Source organism: Psychrobacter sp. UBA3483, assembly GCF_002377905.1.
Taxonomy (GTDB): domain Bacteria; phylum Pseudomonadota; class Gammaproteobacteria; order Pseudomonadales; family Moraxellaceae; genus Psychrobacter.
Window position 1 is genome coordinate 2,021 of sequence record NZ_DFQS01000008.1, and the last position, 16,204, is coordinate 18,224.

Annotated in this window: 17 protein-coding genes, 2 pseudogenes and 1 riboswitch; of the genes and pseudogenes, 8 read left to right on the top strand and 11 right to left on the bottom strand. The window is 41.1% G+C overall.

What is annotated here, in order from left to right:
- Positions 1-871: LysR family transcriptional regulator (locus B2866_RS01785; protein WP_296190114.1), on the bottom strand; the 871-nt coding region annotated here is incomplete at its 3' end.
- A 134-nt stretch (positions 872-1,005) separates the two neighbouring features.
- Between B2866_RS01785 and B2866_RS01790 the strand changes: the two genes are divergently transcribed.
- On the top strand, positions 1,006-1,746 hold the full coding sequence (locus tag B2866_RS01790) for an SDR family oxidoreductase (protein WP_296190077.1): 741 nt from the start codon (positions 1,006-1,008) through the stop codon (positions 1,744-1,746).
- Between the two features lie 73 nt (positions 1,747-1,819).
- Positions 1,820-2,818, top strand: coding sequence for a zinc-binding alcohol dehydrogenase family protein (locus B2866_RS01795; protein ID WP_296190079.1), 999 nt, complete (start codon positions 1,820-1,822; stop codon positions 2,816-2,818).
- Positions 2,819-2,914: 96 nt separating this feature from the next.
- Here the strand turns inward: B2866_RS01795 and B2866_RS13220 are convergent.
- The 3 genes and pseudogenes from B2866_RS13220 to B2866_RS01805 form a co-directional block, all read right to left on the bottom strand.
- Positions 2,915-3,085, bottom strand: a pseudogene (locus tag B2866_RS13220) (hydrolase or metal-binding protein); the annotation flags it as partial.
- A 236-nt stretch (positions 3,086-3,321) separates the two neighbouring features.
- Positions 3,322-4,020, bottom strand: a complete 699-nt coding sequence (locus tag B2866_RS01800) for an LrgB family protein (RefSeq protein WP_296190082.1) — start codon at positions 4,018-4,020, stop codon at positions 3,322-3,324.
- Positions 4,021-4,029: 9 nt separating this feature from the next.
- Positions 4,030-4,521, bottom strand: coding sequence for a CidA/LrgA family protein (locus B2866_RS01805; protein ID WP_296190084.1), 492 nt, complete (start codon positions 4,519-4,521; stop codon positions 4,030-4,032).
- 135 nt (positions 4,522-4,656) lie between these two features.
- Here B2866_RS01805 and B2866_RS01810 point away from each other — a divergent pair, with 135 nt between their 5' ends.
- Together B2866_RS01810 and B2866_RS01815 are read left to right on the top strand one after the other, a co-directional pair.
- Positions 4,657-5,547 (top strand): LysR family transcriptional regulator, encoded by an 891-nt coding sequence (locus tag B2866_RS01810; RefSeq protein WP_068406606.1) that lies wholly within the window; start codon positions 4,657-4,659, stop codon positions 5,545-5,547.
- Between the two features lie 9 nt (positions 5,548-5,556).
- Positions 5,557-5,745, top strand: a pseudogene (locus B2866_RS01815) (integrase core domain-containing protein); the annotation flags it as partial.
- A gap of 222 nt (positions 5,746-5,967) precedes the next feature.
- On the opposite strand, the gene B2866_RS01820 reads toward B2866_RS01815, so the two are convergent.
- A complete protein-coding gene (locus B2866_RS01820) occupies positions 5,968-6,903 on the bottom strand; it encodes a LysR family transcriptional regulator (RefSeq protein ID WP_296190089.1) in 936 nt (311 codons plus the stop codon).
- Positions 6,904-7,001: 98 nt separating this feature from the next.
- Here B2866_RS01820 and B2866_RS01825 point away from each other — a divergent pair, with 98 nt between their 5' ends.
- The 3 genes from B2866_RS01825 (at position 7,002) to B2866_RS01835 (ending at position 8,758) form a co-directional block, all read left to right on the top strand.
- On the top strand, positions 7,002-7,436 hold the full coding sequence (locus B2866_RS01825) for a DMT family transporter (protein ID WP_201625805.1): 435 nt from the start codon (positions 7,002-7,004) through the stop codon (positions 7,434-7,436).
- Positions 7,437-7,442: 6 nt separating this feature from the next.
- Positions 7,443-7,904: a DMT family transporter gene (locus tag B2866_RS01830; protein WP_201625806.1), complete on the top strand. Its 462-nt coding sequence runs from the start codon at positions 7,443-7,445 to the stop codon at positions 7,902-7,904.
- Positions 7,905-8,006: 102 nt separating this feature from the next.
- Positions 8,007-8,758, top strand: a protein-coding gene (locus B2866_RS01835; RefSeq protein ID WP_296190099.1) for an IS5 family transposase whose coding sequence is annotated in 2 segments (ribosomal slippage) — positions 8,007-8,214 and positions 8,214-8,758 — 753 coding nt in all. Because the reading frame shifts where the segments join, the coding sequence is not laid out codon by codon here.
- Between the two features lie 33 nt (positions 8,759-8,791).
- Here the strand turns inward: B2866_RS01835 and B2866_RS01840 are convergent.
- The 6 genes from B2866_RS01840 to B2866_RS01865 all read right to left on the bottom strand — a co-directional run bounded on the left by B2866_RS01840 (position 8,792) and on the right by B2866_RS01865 (position 15,608).
- Positions 8,792-9,697 (bottom strand): alpha/beta fold hydrolase, encoded by a 906-nt coding sequence (locus tag B2866_RS01840; RefSeq protein WP_201625807.1) that lies wholly within the window; start codon positions 9,695-9,697, stop codon positions 8,792-8,794.
- Between the two features lie 61 nt (positions 9,698-9,758).
- Entirely contained in the window at positions 9,759-10,310 is a 552-nt protein-coding gene (locus B2866_RS01845; RefSeq protein WP_296190103.1) for a PaaI family thioesterase, read from the bottom strand.
- Positions 10,311-10,352: 42 nt separating this feature from the next.
- Entirely contained in the window at positions 10,353-10,484 is a 132-nt protein-coding gene (locus B2866_RS01850; protein ID WP_265089283.1) for a hypothetical protein, read from the bottom strand.
- 320 nt (positions 10,485-10,804) lie between these two features.
- Positions 10,805-11,341 carry a manganese efflux pump MntP family protein gene (locus B2866_RS01855; RefSeq protein WP_264753702.1) on the bottom strand — a complete coding sequence of 179 codons (537 nt, stop codon included), beginning with the start codon at positions 11,339-11,341 and terminating at the stop codon, positions 10,805-10,807.
- A 43-nt stretch (positions 11,342-11,384) separates the two neighbouring features.
- Positions 11,385-11,552, bottom strand: a riboswitch (yybP-ykoY riboswitch).
- Positions 11,553-11,645: 93 nt separating this feature from the next.
- Complete coding sequence (locus tag B2866_RS01860) at positions 11,646-13,133, bottom strand: PepSY-associated TM helix domain-containing protein (RefSeq protein WP_296190110.1); 1,488 nt, start codon at positions 13,131-13,133, stop codon at positions 11,646-11,648.
- A 702-nt stretch (positions 13,134-13,835) separates the two neighbouring features.
- Positions 13,836-15,608, bottom strand: coding sequence for a potassium/proton antiporter (locus tag B2866_RS01865; RefSeq protein ID WP_296190112.1), 1,773 nt, complete (start codon positions 15,606-15,608; stop codon positions 13,836-13,838).
- Positions 15,609-15,780: 172 nt separating this feature from the next.
- Here B2866_RS01865 and B2866_RS01870 point away from each other — a divergent pair, with 172 nt between their 5' ends.
- A complete protein-coding gene (locus B2866_RS01870) occupies positions 15,781-16,140 on the top strand; it encodes a hypothetical protein (RefSeq protein ID WP_144297953.1) in 360 nt (119 codons plus the stop codon).
- Positions 16,141-16,204: the final 64 nt, after the last annotated feature.

Below are 16,204 nucleotides of genomic sequence, written 5' to 3' on the forward strand. Positions count from 1 at the left end.
CTAAGTAATCAAACAATGCTCGGATTCGCAAAGGTGTCGGGCCCCGCTGTGGACGATATAAATACAGGCGCCAAACGGGAGAGGTTTCCTCATGAAGTATCTGAATGAGCTTACCACTCCTAAGCCACGGCAAAACTAGAAATCCAGGCATGTGTCCGAATCCAACTCCAGCGAGAATAGCTTGAAATTCAGCTTCTAGATCATCTGTAATAAAACGGGGCTTTGATGGCGTAAAGCTTCGACTTTCGGTGAATGTCCATGGCCAGTAACGCCCTGTTTTATGATCGACTAGTGCTGTTAGAGGGTATTTATCAAGGTCAATAATTTTTTTGGGCATTCCAACCTTATCAATTAACTCTGGCGTACCCACAGAATAAAATTTCACTTTAGCCAATTCCCTTGCCACATATCGATTGTCCGGCAAAAATCCAAATCTGATCCCGATATCTATCCGCTCATCGATCACATCCGAGTGTGAGTCTGTTAGCACACAATCCACGACAATATCTGGATAACGTATGGCAAATTCTGCTAGTGCAGGTACTACCAATTTACGCCCTAACACAGACGACACAGTAAGACGGACAGTCCCACGCATTTCATCTCGTTTTTCCTTGGTGTCTTTTACAAGCAAAGCATCGATCGATTCCACCGCAAGACGTGCTTGCTTTGCCAGACGCTCACCATCAGCGGTAATTTTAATTTGTCGAGTACTCCTGTAAAACAAAATCTCTCCGCGCTGCTCTTCTAGCTCTTTTATTGCCCGTGTCACTACCTGTGGGGAAATACCCAGTTGAGTTGCTGCCTCTTTAAAATTTCGAGACTCTGCTGCGACACAAAAGATACGCATCATTTCCAATTTGTTCTGCATGTCCAATCCTGTGTTATAGTAATTATTCCGTAAATAGGAATTCTGAAAGATAATATTATTCATTTATTATACCTAGCAAGGCTGTAATACTTAACCCTCAAATATGATTGACAGATAGGTTGAAGGTTACTTGTATGAATAATATAGAAAATAAAGTTATTGTTATCACTGGTGCAAGTAGTGGTTTAGGTGAAGCTACTGCTCGCTTACTTGCTAAAAAAGGTGCAAAGGTTGTAATTGGTGCTAGACGTACTGAAAAATTAGAGGCTATTGTTCACGACATTCGTGCTGAAGGTGGTCAAGCTGAATTTATTGGTATGGATATAACCAAACCACACGAAGTACAAGCACTTATTGAAAAGGCATTAAGCGCATTTGGTCAAATCGATGTATTGGTAAACAATGCTGGATTGATGTCTATTGCACCATTAAGTGAGCTAAAAGTTGATGAATGGGATCGTATGATCGACATTAATATTAAAGGTGTTCTTTATGGTATAGCAGCTACCCTACCTGTTTTCCAAAAACAAAACTTTGGACACTTTATTAATCTCTCATCTGTTGCAGGGTTAAAAGTATTTAGTCCAGGAGGTACTGTTTATAGCGGTACTAAGTTTGCTGTAAGAGCCATCTCAGAAGGCCTTCGTCATGAAGTTGGGGGAACAATTAGAACGACTACTATTGAGCCTGGTGCAATTGAGTCAGAACTAAAATTCGGTTCTTCTCATAAAGAAAGTTCAGAGTTTGTTACTGATTTCTACAAACAAGCCATACCAGCTGACTCAGTCGCTCGAGCAATTGCTTATGCAATTGAACAGCCTGCGGATGTAGATATTAATGAAATTGTTTTGCGCCCAACGAGCCAAGAGTTTTAATTATTGAATAACATAAAATGGGAGCACTTCGCTCCCATTTTTACTATATTTTTTTAAAGTTGAGGACAAATCTATGAAAGCCGTATCGTATGTTATAAATAACCATGATGATTTTAAAAATTCATTGGTAGATATTGAAAAAGCGAAGCCTACGCTTAAAGAGCGTGATGTACTGGTAAAAGTTCAGACAATCTCTGTGAATCCAGTTGATACCAAAGTGAGAAAAAATTCGTCTGAAGCAAATAATCGTATTTTAGGTTGGGATGCCGTTGGGGAAATTATTGAAGTTGGCTCAAAAGTTACTTCGTTTAAAGTAGGAGATTCTGTTTGGTATGCTGGCGATTTAACCCGAGATGGTAGTAATGCTGAGTATCAAGCAGTCGATGAACGAATTATTAGTCTTAAACCAATTACAGTATCTAATGCAGAAGCAGCCGCATTGCCATTAACTGCAATAACGGCATGGGAAATGCTGTTTGATCGGTTTCAAATTTCAGAAACAGAAGTTGGCAGTATTTTAATTATTGGTGGTGCAGGTGGTGTAGGATCAATCGCTATCCAACTCCTAAAAGCAAAAACAAATCTGACCGTTATAGCAACAGCGTCACGTGAAGAAACGAAATCTTGGGTGGAATCACTTGGTGCCGACCATGTCATTGATCATAGCAAAGATTTAAATGCACAAATCGAGACACTAGGCATTGCAAAACCAAAATACGTATTCTCTACAAATCATACAGACACCTATATCGAGCAGATAGTTTCTCTGATTGCACCACAAGGCAAGTTTGGATTGATCGATGATCCACAAACCTTTGATATTATGCCGTTTAAGACTAAATCTATTTCTATCCATTGGGAGTTGATGTTCACCCGTTCAATGTATGAAACCGATGATATTGAAAAGCAAGGTGATCTGTTGCAACAGGTTGCCCAATTAGTTGACCAGCAAAAAATTAGAAGTACCCTCAACCAAAATCTAGGCAAAATTAACGCTGCAAACTTGGAAAAGGCGCATAAGTTGCTTGAATCAGGCAAGTCGAAAGGCAAAATTGTACTAGAAAACTTCTAAAATAAGGGAGCCCAAGCTCCCCTCAATTAGTGACTAGCCAACTTGTTCAGAATCCATTAATTGACTTACCAAGCTGACTAGATAATTCAACTGTGCTCAATTCACAGCTCTGATACTCTGCTGCAATCCCTGCTGAATATCCTGCACAACCCCTTCATGCGAAGCTTGTTGCTCTACCAAAAAGCTTCGCTCTTGTTCAGGATAATATTCCTCTAACACATCTAGCCCTTCCTCTATATCCGTTTCAAACCTTGCATTCGCAAAACCTGAACCGCCCCGACTATGTCGGAGCGGTTCAGTCATTTATTTTTATTTGATCTTAAATAGGATAAGTTAATAGGTTGAAATTTAAAAGGAATAAAGCTCATTACATTTAGTTAAAGTCGAATTAACTTTAGAAAGAAAACGGAAATTCATACGTTTTTTTATTGTTTATCTGTTAGTGATAATGGCTGTTATTATATCTATTCTTAATATGGATTAGGGTCTCTATATATATTTGTTTAAACTTGCCCAAATAACATTACGCCATGTATTAATGAAGGACCTAAGAATATCATAAATAATCCCGCTAAAATCATTGTTAAACTGGCTATAACGCCCTCGTCCTCATTGCGCTGACTTGCCCGGGCCGTACCAAAACCGTGTGATGCATTACCAAATGCGATTCCATTTGCAAGATGGGAGCGAATACGAAAAAAAGTCAAGATCATATCCCCTAAAATCATTCCCACCATCCCTGTAATCAAAGTAAACAATGAAACTAAAGAGGAAGAGCCGTGAATTTTTTCAGATAAGTCTAACGCAAATGGTGTCGATATTGAACGGGCCATCAAGCTATAGGTCAAGGTCTTATCAAAATGAAACAAACCAGCGAATATATATATGCTTAAGACCCCCACCACCATCCCGACAGTTATAGAAGCGGTCAAAGCCAAAGCATGTTGACGTATTAAACGACGATACTCATAAATAGGTATAGCAAACGCAACCGTTGCGGGGGCAAGTAACTGCACAATCCAAGCTGTATCCTTCCAATAAGTATCATAAGAGATATTAAAAATAATCATTAATGAAAGCGTTACTACTGGAACCGTGATAGCAGGGTTTAGCCAAGATTTTCGATAGCGCACATAGATTACTCTAGCCATATAATAGGCAGCCAATGTCCAAATGAGACAAAGGATTGACCAAGTATTCATCGCAAATCCTCACGCATTACTATCATTTTTTAGGTTTAATTGGGCTTTATGAATCTGATGACGATACAATCTACGTTGCAAACGGCGCCCCATGATAAAAGTTAATGCTGAGCTTAGCATCACCATCGCGGTACTCAAGATAATTGTCAGCATTAATTGCCATCCTTTACTGACAAACAGCGCCTTATATTGAAGTATTGACATCATAAGCGGGATAAACATTAATACTAATTCACCCAAAACAAATTTTGCCCCCAGTCTGACCCAGTTAACCTTGATAGCACCACTCATTAATAAGATCAGCATTAAAAATACTCCTAAGACGCCTGAGGATACGGGTAGATGCAATAACTCAACCAATATCGCAGCACAATACCAGACAGCTGCGATAATAGCGCATTGCATAAGGACATGAAGCCATGATTGGCGACAGAACTGTTGAAGTCTAAGTTTTTTTTCAGCTACAAAGGGTAGGGATAAGCGAATATTAGGATTACGCATAATAATTGTTGTTTGTTGATTAGAGACTACTTATTATAAAAATACCCTAGTCATAAATTATGAATTATATTTTTATTTTTATTCCCAATTCCTATAATAAATTTCATTATCCTTCCTAACCATGGTTTATTATTTATGATAACTTTGAAACAATTACGCTGCTTTGTGACAGTCGTAAAAACAGGTGGGTTTCTTCAAGCCAGTATTCAACTCAATTTAACCCAACCCACCGTTACCAAATCTATCAGTAATCTTGAAGAATATTTAGGCGTAGCTCTGTTTGATAAGCCTTTGACTCATAGAAAAAAGCGGCTAGTTAATTTAACGGAAATTGGCGAACACCTCTATATTCAAGCAGTTGATATCTTACAAAAGGCAGATAATCTTGAACAAACAGTAGTAGATTATCAGCAATTAATAGGTGGTAAATTGCGTTTGGGGATTTCACCGTTAGGCAGTGAAATACTAAGCAAAGCTATTTTTAACTTTTATCAAATGCATCCTAGTATAGAAACTTCACTTATCGAAGATGGTGCTGAGTCACTTAAGCAGGCCCTTCTAGAGGGGCAACTTGATGTGGCAACATTGATGAAGCCGATTGACGATGATTTTGACTACTTGTCGATATGTTGCTATCCAGTGGTGGTCGTAGCAAATAAAAACCGTATGGGTAAGCAAAAAACCAAGGTAACACTTAAGTCACTATCAAATGCACCCCTAATTTTATTTACCTCCAATTCATCATTTACTCCGATGATTATAGAAAACTGTCAATCACTAGGTTTTGAACCTAATATTATTTGCCAAACCAATCAGTGGCACTTGCTTCTTGACATGGTAAAACAGGATATGGGCGTGACTCTTTTGCCTCAATATTATACTCAAAAGTTGGATTTAACAGGATTAGTCTGCTTGCCACTAACCCAACCTCAGTTAAAATGGGAGCTTGTCATGGCTTGGCGCCGTCATCGCTTGCTTACACCAAGTATGCAAGCTTGGCTTGATAACATAAGAAAAAATATATAACCAGGCCTTGATAATGCTTTGGCTGAAACAGGGCATAGGTTATACAAAACAGAGGTGATTGAATATTTAAAAGCAGATTGGCAAGGTTTAGCGAATGTACAACTTGCGACATTGAATTGGGTAGATCGGTTCAATAAAAAGCGTATACACAGTGCATTGGGCTATGTATCGCCTTTTGAGTTTGAGAGCCTTTCCTAAAAAGTGTGTAACTGCTTATAATCCAATAACCGAAGAATAAGCAATGACTACTCAATCTGACCTTAAAAAACTGGCCGAGCAAATGGCCAGCAGCATGTCATAGATAATACTTTAGAATTTATTATGCGCATTTTTATCAGAGAATATATGCATCATTATTCTCTCATGTGCATCTCTTTCGTAAATAGTGACAACTATGTTGACAAACACCGTTATGGCCGTTTAATTGAGTTGCCAATAAAGAGGAGTGCCATAAACCTTGGCAAAATAATCAATTAGCGTTCTTACATTTAGAGAAATGTGACGAGTATGAGGATAGAGAGCAGCGACATGCTGAGGTGTGGTTTTGACTGCCGTACTATAATTAGGCAATAGCTTAATAAGCTCACCACTCTTCAAGTACTCACCGATAAGCCAATCTGGAAAAAGCACGATTCCCATTCCTTTGAGTGCAGATACCAATAAAGATTCTGCATTATTAGACATCAACAAAGCAGGCGCTAAGAATGGCGTCCAATCTTCATTTCCTGTTTTAAAAAGCCAACGATTGGGTCCTGTTGAGCCCTTATACACTAGGCATTTATGATGCGTCAGATCTGCTGGCACTTGCAATTTACCATGTGTGCTTATATACGCCGGAGAAGCGGCAAGATGATAGGTTTGCTCACCAAAAATACGCGCATGAAAGGTCGAGTCATTTAAAGTACCGATTCTAAAAATAACGTCTGTTGCGTAATGATGAGGATCAATAAAGTCATCCGTTAACGTCAAATCTATCTGTAATCTAGGATATTGAGCACTAAGCTGCGGCAGCCAAGGTGCGATATGGCGTTGTCCAAAAAAAATAGGGGCGTTGATTCTGATTAAACCACCTGGTTCTAAAGTCCTGTCTTGAAGTTCCTGTTGTGCCGCATTCATGCTTTCAGTCATGGATTTTGCATAGCGCATAAACACATGTCCCGCTTCAGTCGGAATGACGGTACGTGTATTGCGATGAAAAAGCTGTTGCCCTAAAGAGTCTTCTAGCTGTTTGATAATACGAGACACTTTAGAAGCTGACACACCTTCTTTTCGCGCCACTACAGAAAAACTCTGAGCGTCAAAAACCTCTATAAAAAATAATAGAGTTTTTATGTTGATGCTATCCACTGTATTCATTTGTGCAACTTATGCAAAGGTTATTTCTATATTATAGCGTTTTTTAATGGGTATAGGCTGCGGTACACTACGCCGCATTGCTCATTGAGGATTATTACATGCAAATTTTATTAATACTTATTGTTGTTTTAGGGGGCATGGGATTATCTGTTGAAGCGGGATTACTTGGACCTTTAGGAAATGAGGTAGGCGAGCTGTGGGCAACGTTGAGTATTTTTGGCGTTGGCGCTGCTCTGACATTCTTTTTGATGTTGTTTTTTAGTCCGCGAGATAGCCCTTCCTTTTTCTCACAGCCCCCTTTACTGCTGGTTGGCGGTATTTTAGGTCCTGTTTATGTGGTGGTATTAACCGTGGTGACACCGGTCATTGGTATTGCGTTGACGATGATTGGCATACTGGCTGGGCAAGTGTTTCAGAGTTTACTCATAGACCATTATGGTTTGTTTGAGACTATGGAGCGAAAAATAGACAGCAAACGCATTATCGCTTTATTTTTTATTATTGCTGCACTTATCTTTATGGCACAGGGGTAAAAAACAATGCTTATTTTAATGATTGTATTGTCGATAATTGGCGGCGCGGCTTTGAGCGTACAAGCGGCATTGAATGGCCGTCTTGGCGGCAATATTGGGGTGTTTAAAAGTGCTTTTTTAACCTTTTCTGTGGGTGCGGTAGTAACTGCATTGCTTATTTTCTTTTTTGAGCCAAGTCATACTGTCACGTTGTTGGATGTCCCTAAATGGCAACTGCTTGGTGCCTTATGTGGCGTTCCTTATATCGTCATTATGGTGGTTGCAGTCCAGCGTATTGGTACTGCAGTGGCAACGGTAGCGGTTATTTTTGGTCAGCTGAGCATGAGCGTACTGATCGATAATTTTGGCTGGTTGGGTAACGAGGCGATTAGCCTTTCGGTCAGTAGAATGGCGGCTTTGGTTTGCTTAGCTATCGCACTTTGTTTTATTTATGCCAGTAGTAAGTCTGAGCCTAAAGAGGCTCAGTAGTTCATATGTATTGATTATTTCTAGGGCGTGTCTTCAATTGGATAAGCCATAAATAATAGTTACAATACCGTATCTATTGAGACGATGCGAGAAATACAAGTTATGGCAAGAACAGCACTAACAGATACGCTTTGGGATCAATTGCAATCAACAATGACACAGCATGGCTGCTATCAAACTCAAAACAGTCGAGAGATCATGGAAGCCATACTGTGGAAACTGCGCACAGGGGCGCCTTGGCGTGACATACCTAAAGAATTGTGTTCGTGGAAAACAGCCTATAGTCGCTTTAATCGATGGTCGAAAACTGGCTTATGGGAGGATTTTTTTTTAGCTTACGCAAAGAAATTGATACGGAATGGGTATTCACAGACGGAAGCTATGTTCGCTGTCACCAGCATGCAAGTGGAGCTCGGCGTGGTGAAGATCGAGCAATTGGACGAAGCCGTGGCGGCGCAACTACAAAGATACACCTATCCTGTGATGCCGATGGATATCCGCTCCATTTTAAAATCACTGGGGGTGACGTCCACGACAGTCAAGTTGCAGGTGAATTGATTGACATGATTGGACAAGCTGATTACTTTATTGCTGATAAAGGCTATGACTCAGAGTGTATCAGAGACAAAGCTCGAAGCCATAATATGATACCCATCGTTCCTAAAAGGAAGAATGCCAAGCAGCCTAATCCAGAATTTGATAGCTATTTATACAAGCTGCGTCATCTTGTTGAAAATATGTTTGCAAGGCTTAAGCACTTTCGTAGTATCGCTACTCGCTATGAGAAGTTGGCTCGTAATTTTAAGTCAATGCTTTATCTGGCGTGTACTATCGTTCATTGTAAGATGAATTGAAGACACGCCCTAGACATATTTTTTACTTTGTAGCTATGAAGAACTGGGTATATTACTGCTGAACCTCTTTATAATGATAGTCGCACACTGTTCAGGTGCTTCCATTGGCAGAAGATGTCCATTGTCTGATAGCTCAATGATGCGTTCAACAGGGACGAGATCTTCCCAAACTTTACGAACCTCATTGCTAATAAACATAGAGGGTTTGCCAACAATAATGGTGTAGGGGACATCAAGGTCGTTGAGCTCTTTTAAAGCATCATTGACAAAAGGAGTGTCAAAGTAACTTGCCAACTCTTGCTTAGGGTCGAACAGTAGGCTGTATTGCCCTTGCTCATTTTGGACAAGACTGTTTTTTGCAAAAGTATAAAGATGATCGTTATTGATACGCTTGAATGCGCGTTGCGCCCGTAGATAGTCGTAGTATAACTCAATACTCTCCCAATTTGTTTGCTTGGCTAACGTGCTTTTGAACGGTTCTTGACCAACCTTTAAGTCGTCAGGCGCAGCGTTCATCATGAGAGTTTGCGATTTGGTAAAAGTCACAGGCTCTATCAAATAAAGCTCTGAGAACAGCTCTGGACGTTTGGCTGCGGCGATGGCAGTGGCGGTAGCACCTTGAGAATGTCCAATACCGACGATAGGGCTGTCTTGTGTCTTCTCTAAAAAATCAATCAATATATCGGCATCTTGATCGCGGGTAAGTTTCTTAACGGATGGTAAATCATGCCAGTAGCCGCGCATGGCAAGACTGGTGATAGCAAAGTGCGCACTGAGCTTGGTTAATAGTGGTAAATAGACGCCAGTCGTAAAGCCGTTGCCACCATAGAAATGAGCCGCTGTCCTCGATTTGTTTTTATCCTTATTACCCAACGCGGACAGGTCGTAATAGCGCGCTTGTTTGTCATCTAATGTGTTGGTGCGTTCGAATGTTTGCATGAAATTAGCCTTAGAGTTTATCAATAGTCAAAACCAGTGAAGTAAAATTTTGATATTGTTTTTACTGTGGCATGTCAAATATTAAACAAGTCGTGGTGGCGTGCGCATATAGTTTGCCATTAGGACCAACGATGCGACCTTCAGCCGTGGCTGTCTGACGCCCCACATGGATGATCTTGGCCTCAGCACGCACCAGCGGAATAGCTGTCGTCAAGGGGCGAATCATATTTACCTTAATCTCTAGCGTGGTATAGCCTTTACCAGCGGGTAAAGTTGAGTGAATAGCGCAGCCGACAGCGGAGTCGAGAATGGTACAAAACCAACCACCATGCACACTGCCCAGAGGATTGTAATGTTGCTTACCTGGCCGACCCTGAAAAATAGCACTACCATCCTCTATATGGATAGGGATAAAATCCAGTGTCTCGCCAATCGGTGGCGAGGGCAACTCTCCAGCAAACATCGCCTCAAAGAGTGCCTTACCGCTCATACTCGCCAATTGATCAGGTGACGTGGCCCCTGAAGCGCCTAATGTCGCGCGTACTCGTAATTCGTCGGCTTCCCAAGTAGAAAGCTCCCCCACCACACCTGTATCTGTTTTCATGACATTCATTTTCTTGTCCTTCATTCTATTAATTGTTTTTTGGGTGGCATCCTAAATTAGTTGACCACTACAGCCTGCGCCCATCGATACTACTGCTGACCTATAAAGGGGCAGCCAGCTCGATGCTTGCATGACGGACAAGCCATGCTGCGCCAATAGGGTCTGAGGTAGGGGGTTCATCATGAGTGGCTCAAGAGTTTATAGATAAGCCATTTTGCAGAAAAGCGATTATGAATGCAACATAATGGTTATTATTAAGCCTTACTGCATTAAAACGATTTTTATATGATGTTGTTTTACCTTTAAATAAAGATCAAAGGGTGTATTGAGTGGATATAATGAGTTCAAATTGGATGGGGTAAATATGCCACTTTTAACATGGATACGTAGTAAAAGAGATTTCCTTGAGCCAGTCGCTGACCATACGGCTGACTTGTTGGATGCAGCTGATAAGAAAATAATAAAGAGGACTAAATTATCAGGTCACATATAGGCTTTTGCAATTAAAAATGGCTGAATAGGATCCACCCACCGATGGCAATTAGCATTAAGCCGCCGAACATTTCCGCTTTATGGCCGATGAGTGATCCCAGTACTTTTCCAAGCATCACGCCAAACGTGACCATGGTGGCCGTCGCCAACCCAATCAAGCTTGCTGCTAGTAGAATATTAACTTCTATAAATGCAAGACTAATACCGACAGCCATCGCATCGATACTAGTACCAAAAGCAGCAACAGCAAGTTTGAGAAACGAATGTCTTGAGGGGGCTTCTTGTTCTTCATTATCCGGTTTTAGCCCTGCATACAGCATGTGCAGCCCTAAGCCTAATAGAATGACGAATGCGACCCAATGGTCCCATGCTTCAATAAAAGAGGCATCGATAAAAGAGGTAGCAGAACGGCCAATTAACCAGCCAATGATAGGGGTAATCGCTTCAATAGAGCCAAAGATGACACCCATTCTTAACGCTTCGGTAAAACGGGGGTTTTTAAGACTTGCGCCTTTACCAATCGCCACAGAAAAGGCATCAGTAGACATAGAAAAAGCAAGTAATGAAAGTGCTATAGGATTCATGTGATGTTCTCAGGCCGAGTATAGAGTCAACGACATACGCACACTCTCGACCTGCAGTGTGGATATATCGATGGTCTCGCCAACCGAGAGGTGTTCGTACCATGGCATATGGCCAAGCATGTTGACACGAACTCTTTCGCAGAACGAAAGCAGGCTACTCCCCAAAGAACGCTCACATTAACATGTCTATGTTACAAGTCAATAAGAAAGTATCTAGTCAGGCTTCTTTGAGGCTATAGCCTATAACAGTAGAATCTATTAAAGATACTTACTTCAGGAGCTTGCGTAAAAATTTAACACGCGATATCAATAAAAAATCTAATAAAGCGATGACAACAATAGCAATGATTGCCGTTGGGAATATGATAGCGACAATAAGTAACGGAATGGCAAGCGTCCACCCTATAGTAAAACGCTGACTACGAGCTGGTGGATTGAGTCCAGTCATGTCGTTAGTTTGACGAGGACGGCGTTGCCACCACATCACATAACCACTCACACAAATGGCAATAACAGAGAGGCAGAATAAAACGTTGGCTAATACACTCCACCACCCCAGCGTCCCCATGTGTATGGCAGCACCCGCTGCCATAAATTTACCAAACGCATTGTAATCATCGAAGTGTATATCAGCCAAAACCTTACCGGAATAGCGGTCAATATGCACGGTGCGATCAGCCGTTGGGCTTTTCATATCGTAGCTCATTGAGTCTTGGCTAATCGTCCATACGCCTGTTTCCCCTTGCGGTAGATTCAACTGATAACGCCCTACAAAACCAAGCTCATGAGCAAATCGATCTACGGTATCAATCATAATGGGTATATTGGGCGCAATACCGTTTTTACCCATAGTCGTACCTGATTCTGGCATTGGTGTTAACTCTAGTACCCAAGGCACGTCTTTAGTCTTTCCTGAATTTAATACGCTACCATGTGTGGGCGCTATGTCTGCTGTTGCGCCATGAACGTGCGGCGCGGCATCAGTATTATCCATATTCATACCAGCATGATGCTGACTGTGGTCAATCGACAGTGGTATGGGCGCAACGCCCCATTTACCCGCAGGGAACTGGCTCCACGACTGTACAATGCGCTCACCCCAAATGCCTGCCCAAGCCATGCCTGAAATGCAGAAAAACAGTAGCAAAACAGATATCCAACTGCCTAATGTCGCGTGGATCGTCCGGAAAAAGGAACGCTTTTTCTTCAGATTAGTATCATCAGGAATTAACATTGCTTTGACAGATTTACGCTTATGCCACCACAAATACCAGCCAGTTAGTATCATTAGAATTGTTAATGAAGCAGTCGTTTCTTGAATATAATCACCGACTTTACCCAGCAGCAAATCACCATGAATACTGTCAAAGGTATAATACAGATTGCTATTGCTGGGTGTACTGTTGACGATATCTGCAGTATAAGGATTGACGGCTACCATATTGTCATGGTCTTCTGATGTTACCTGAAACAGAGCTACCTTATCCGTATCACGAGGGGCGATATATTTAACGAGGGTACTATTGGGTAAGGTATTGAGCGCGTTTTTAGCTTGGGTAGCGAGGGGCGCTTGCATTGCTGATTCGGGAACAGTAATGCTTAAACGGTCATTGTCTCGTCCCACTGTGTTAGACGTAACCAACATACCAAGTGCGGTACAAGATAAAATAATTAAAAAAGGGACAACAAATATTCCTGCATAAAAATGCCATCGCCACACGGTAAAATAGTGCTGATTGCTTGTTTCTTTATTCATAAATAGAGATTCCAATAGCTTTATACTTTCTAGCTAGCTTGGCAATAAAGTGGACAGTGAATGTCTTGTTCGCTCGTGCTGACTTTGTGGTTTATATTCTGAAGCGCAAATATTCAGAACATAATGGTTTTTTGATGGTGCGATATAATACCAGATGCTTTTTTCTCCAGTGATATTAATTTCGGTATATTGCAGATGCTAGAGGGCATAAGGAATAATAGTATGTTGACCCTAGATAGCATGGTTAAAAATCATTGAACCGGAGTTAGCTAGTAAACTTAGATGTACACTGTTCCACTCTTAGAGACTATGTCTATTCAAATAATCTAGGCTACAGGTTAGTATCCAAGTCCTCACTAGGGTACCGAACCAGTGGAAGCGCCTGATTGGTTCGGTGTGAGACCTTCCTAAAAAGTGTTTAACTACTTATACTATATGGTAGTTACACAAAGTTTGGGAAAGGCTCTATTATAGAATTATGCTACGTAGTTTAGCTTCTGTATTAGCCTTACTTAGAAAAATGCGAATTCCTCTCACAAATAAAATTTTGCTATTTTGGGTATACCCTAGCGAGACCAGTAAAACAGACCATAATTTGAGCTAATAAGTTACCTAAAATGGACAATGTTCGCAGGACTATTAATTGTCTTAAATGGTTGCCTTTCAGCTAATAGTCCATATTATGTCTAATAATAATAGATACTATGCCACTGCTGGCTTTTCTAGTTGTTTTAGTCCAATCGTTCTCAGTCTTCCTTGGCCGTCAACTTCTTTAATGACTAATAACCACTCCTTATTAATCACAACCGTATCGCCTGCTACGGGTGCCATCTTTAAGCTATCCTTAATATATTCAGCAACCGTTTGTTCCCACATATTTTTCGTGTTCAGGGTATCTTCTAGAGATTCGAATTTCATCCTATCGGTAAAGAAAGGCACATCTTTAAGTTTGACACTCGGCGATAGCATCCAATCGCCATAAAAATCATCGATGGCTCTACGGTCTAACGTAGTGTCATTAAAGACAGTCGCAATCTGATCGGCATAATCGCCACTCATGGCATACCATACGCTATCGCCAAATTTGAGCTTAGTCTTTTCATTAATTGCCAAGATTTGCTGACCACGCACCAAGGCAAAAACATGGATTCCTTCAGGGCTGATACGCGTAGATATATCCCTCGGATGACGACCAATTGCAAACGCGCCTAACTTTACTTCAAATTCATACAACGTAATACTTGCTCTATCTGACACCCACACTTCATGCTCTTCTTTTGGGCCCTTATTGTTAGGAATACGCACCTTAAACAGATTGGCCATAAAAGGAATGGTCGTCCCTTGTAACACCAACGATAAGACCACCACCCCAAAAGCGATATCAAACAGCATAAAGGCATTGTCCACCCCTGCAATCACTGGCAACATGGCAAGGGTAATGGGCACTGCACCACGTAAGCCGACCCAAGAGATAAAGCCGATCTCTCTATTTTTAAATTTAAACGGTAAAACACTGGTATAGACTGCAATAGGACGAGCCACTAAAATCATAAAGGCAGCAATGGCCACTGAATAAGGCCAAACTTCAAGAACGTTCGATGGCGTGACCAATAGGCCCAATACCACAAATAACACCGCTTGCGACAACCACGCAAAGCTGTCCATCACGCGCATGACATGCTCAGTTGAGCGTACCTTATGGTTGCCAATCATAATACCAGCGATAAAGACCGCGAGAAACCCACTACCGCCCAGTAAGTTAGTGGCAGAAAACACTGCTAAACCCGCCGACATTATTAAAATGGCATACATACCTTCTGCCAAATGTATCTTGGGTAATAATCGAGATAGGAAATAACCAAAGAACAAGCCCATTCCTAAACCAAAACTAAGCTGTTGTAATAGTAGGCCGAAGAAGCCTAGCGCTGTCTGTCCGGCAGGATCAACATTTAAAGCAATCAATCCAGTGACTAACAGAATCGCTAAAGGGTCGTTGGCGCCCGACTCTAATTCAAGCGTGGCTTGGACACGATCATTTAATTTAACACCGCCATTACGCAACAGTGAAAATACCGCTGCCGCATCGGTTGAACCTACGATTGCTGCCAGTAATAAGCCAAAGCGCCAATCGACATCCAGCAGCCATGTGACGAATACACCCAGTATCATGACTGTCGCAAGTACGCCCCAAGTAGCCAGTGTGATGGCTGGTTTTAAGCCAACTCGGAATGATTTAACAGAGGTGCGCAACCCGCCATCTAACAAAATACAGGCTAAGGCTGCTTGTCCGACAAAATTGGCTATCGCATATTGAGAAAATTCAATACCCAAGATACCTTCTTCACCAGCAAGCATCCCGACGACTAAAAACAATAGCAAAAGTGGAACACCCAAACGCGCCGATAACGTACTTGCCATGATACTGGCAAAAATTAATACTGCTCCTACGAGATACACGATATTTAAGGTATCCATGTTTCATTAAGCCCTATTTTATAATACTAAGCTGAACTAACCAGAACGGGAGTAACATTTACCCATTGCTTTCAACGGTTAATTATTGTTTTAACATGCTCCTTAAGAATAACTGAGCTATGCTTGTATGTTAGTAAATATCTTATTCTATTATTGCTAAACGAGTCATATTATGAAAAAAGAGACACTGACAGGACTATCTATTATTACATTTGCAGCATTTTATATTTGGATTCAAAATGGCAGTAACCCATTTGATAAAAAAAGAAATACTGAACTCGAACAAGCTCAAAAAACATCAAAGATTGCATTGCTAACGAAGTGCCAGAAAGCAGTACAGCCCATGCTTAAAGGCTTTAAGTCTATGGACATTAAACGAAAAAACACAGACTACAGACGATTAAATAATGGTAACTTTGAAGTCATAACACATTACTACGCTGAAGATAGTTTGGATGCGGCTCCGCTCATTATCGTCGACTGCTTATTCGATAAAGATGGCAGTTTATTAGAAACAGCGCAGGTTAAATAACTTCCAGTATAGCTATGGAGCTGTAGTAGATAAGACTTTAAATAATACCAAACCCAACAATTAA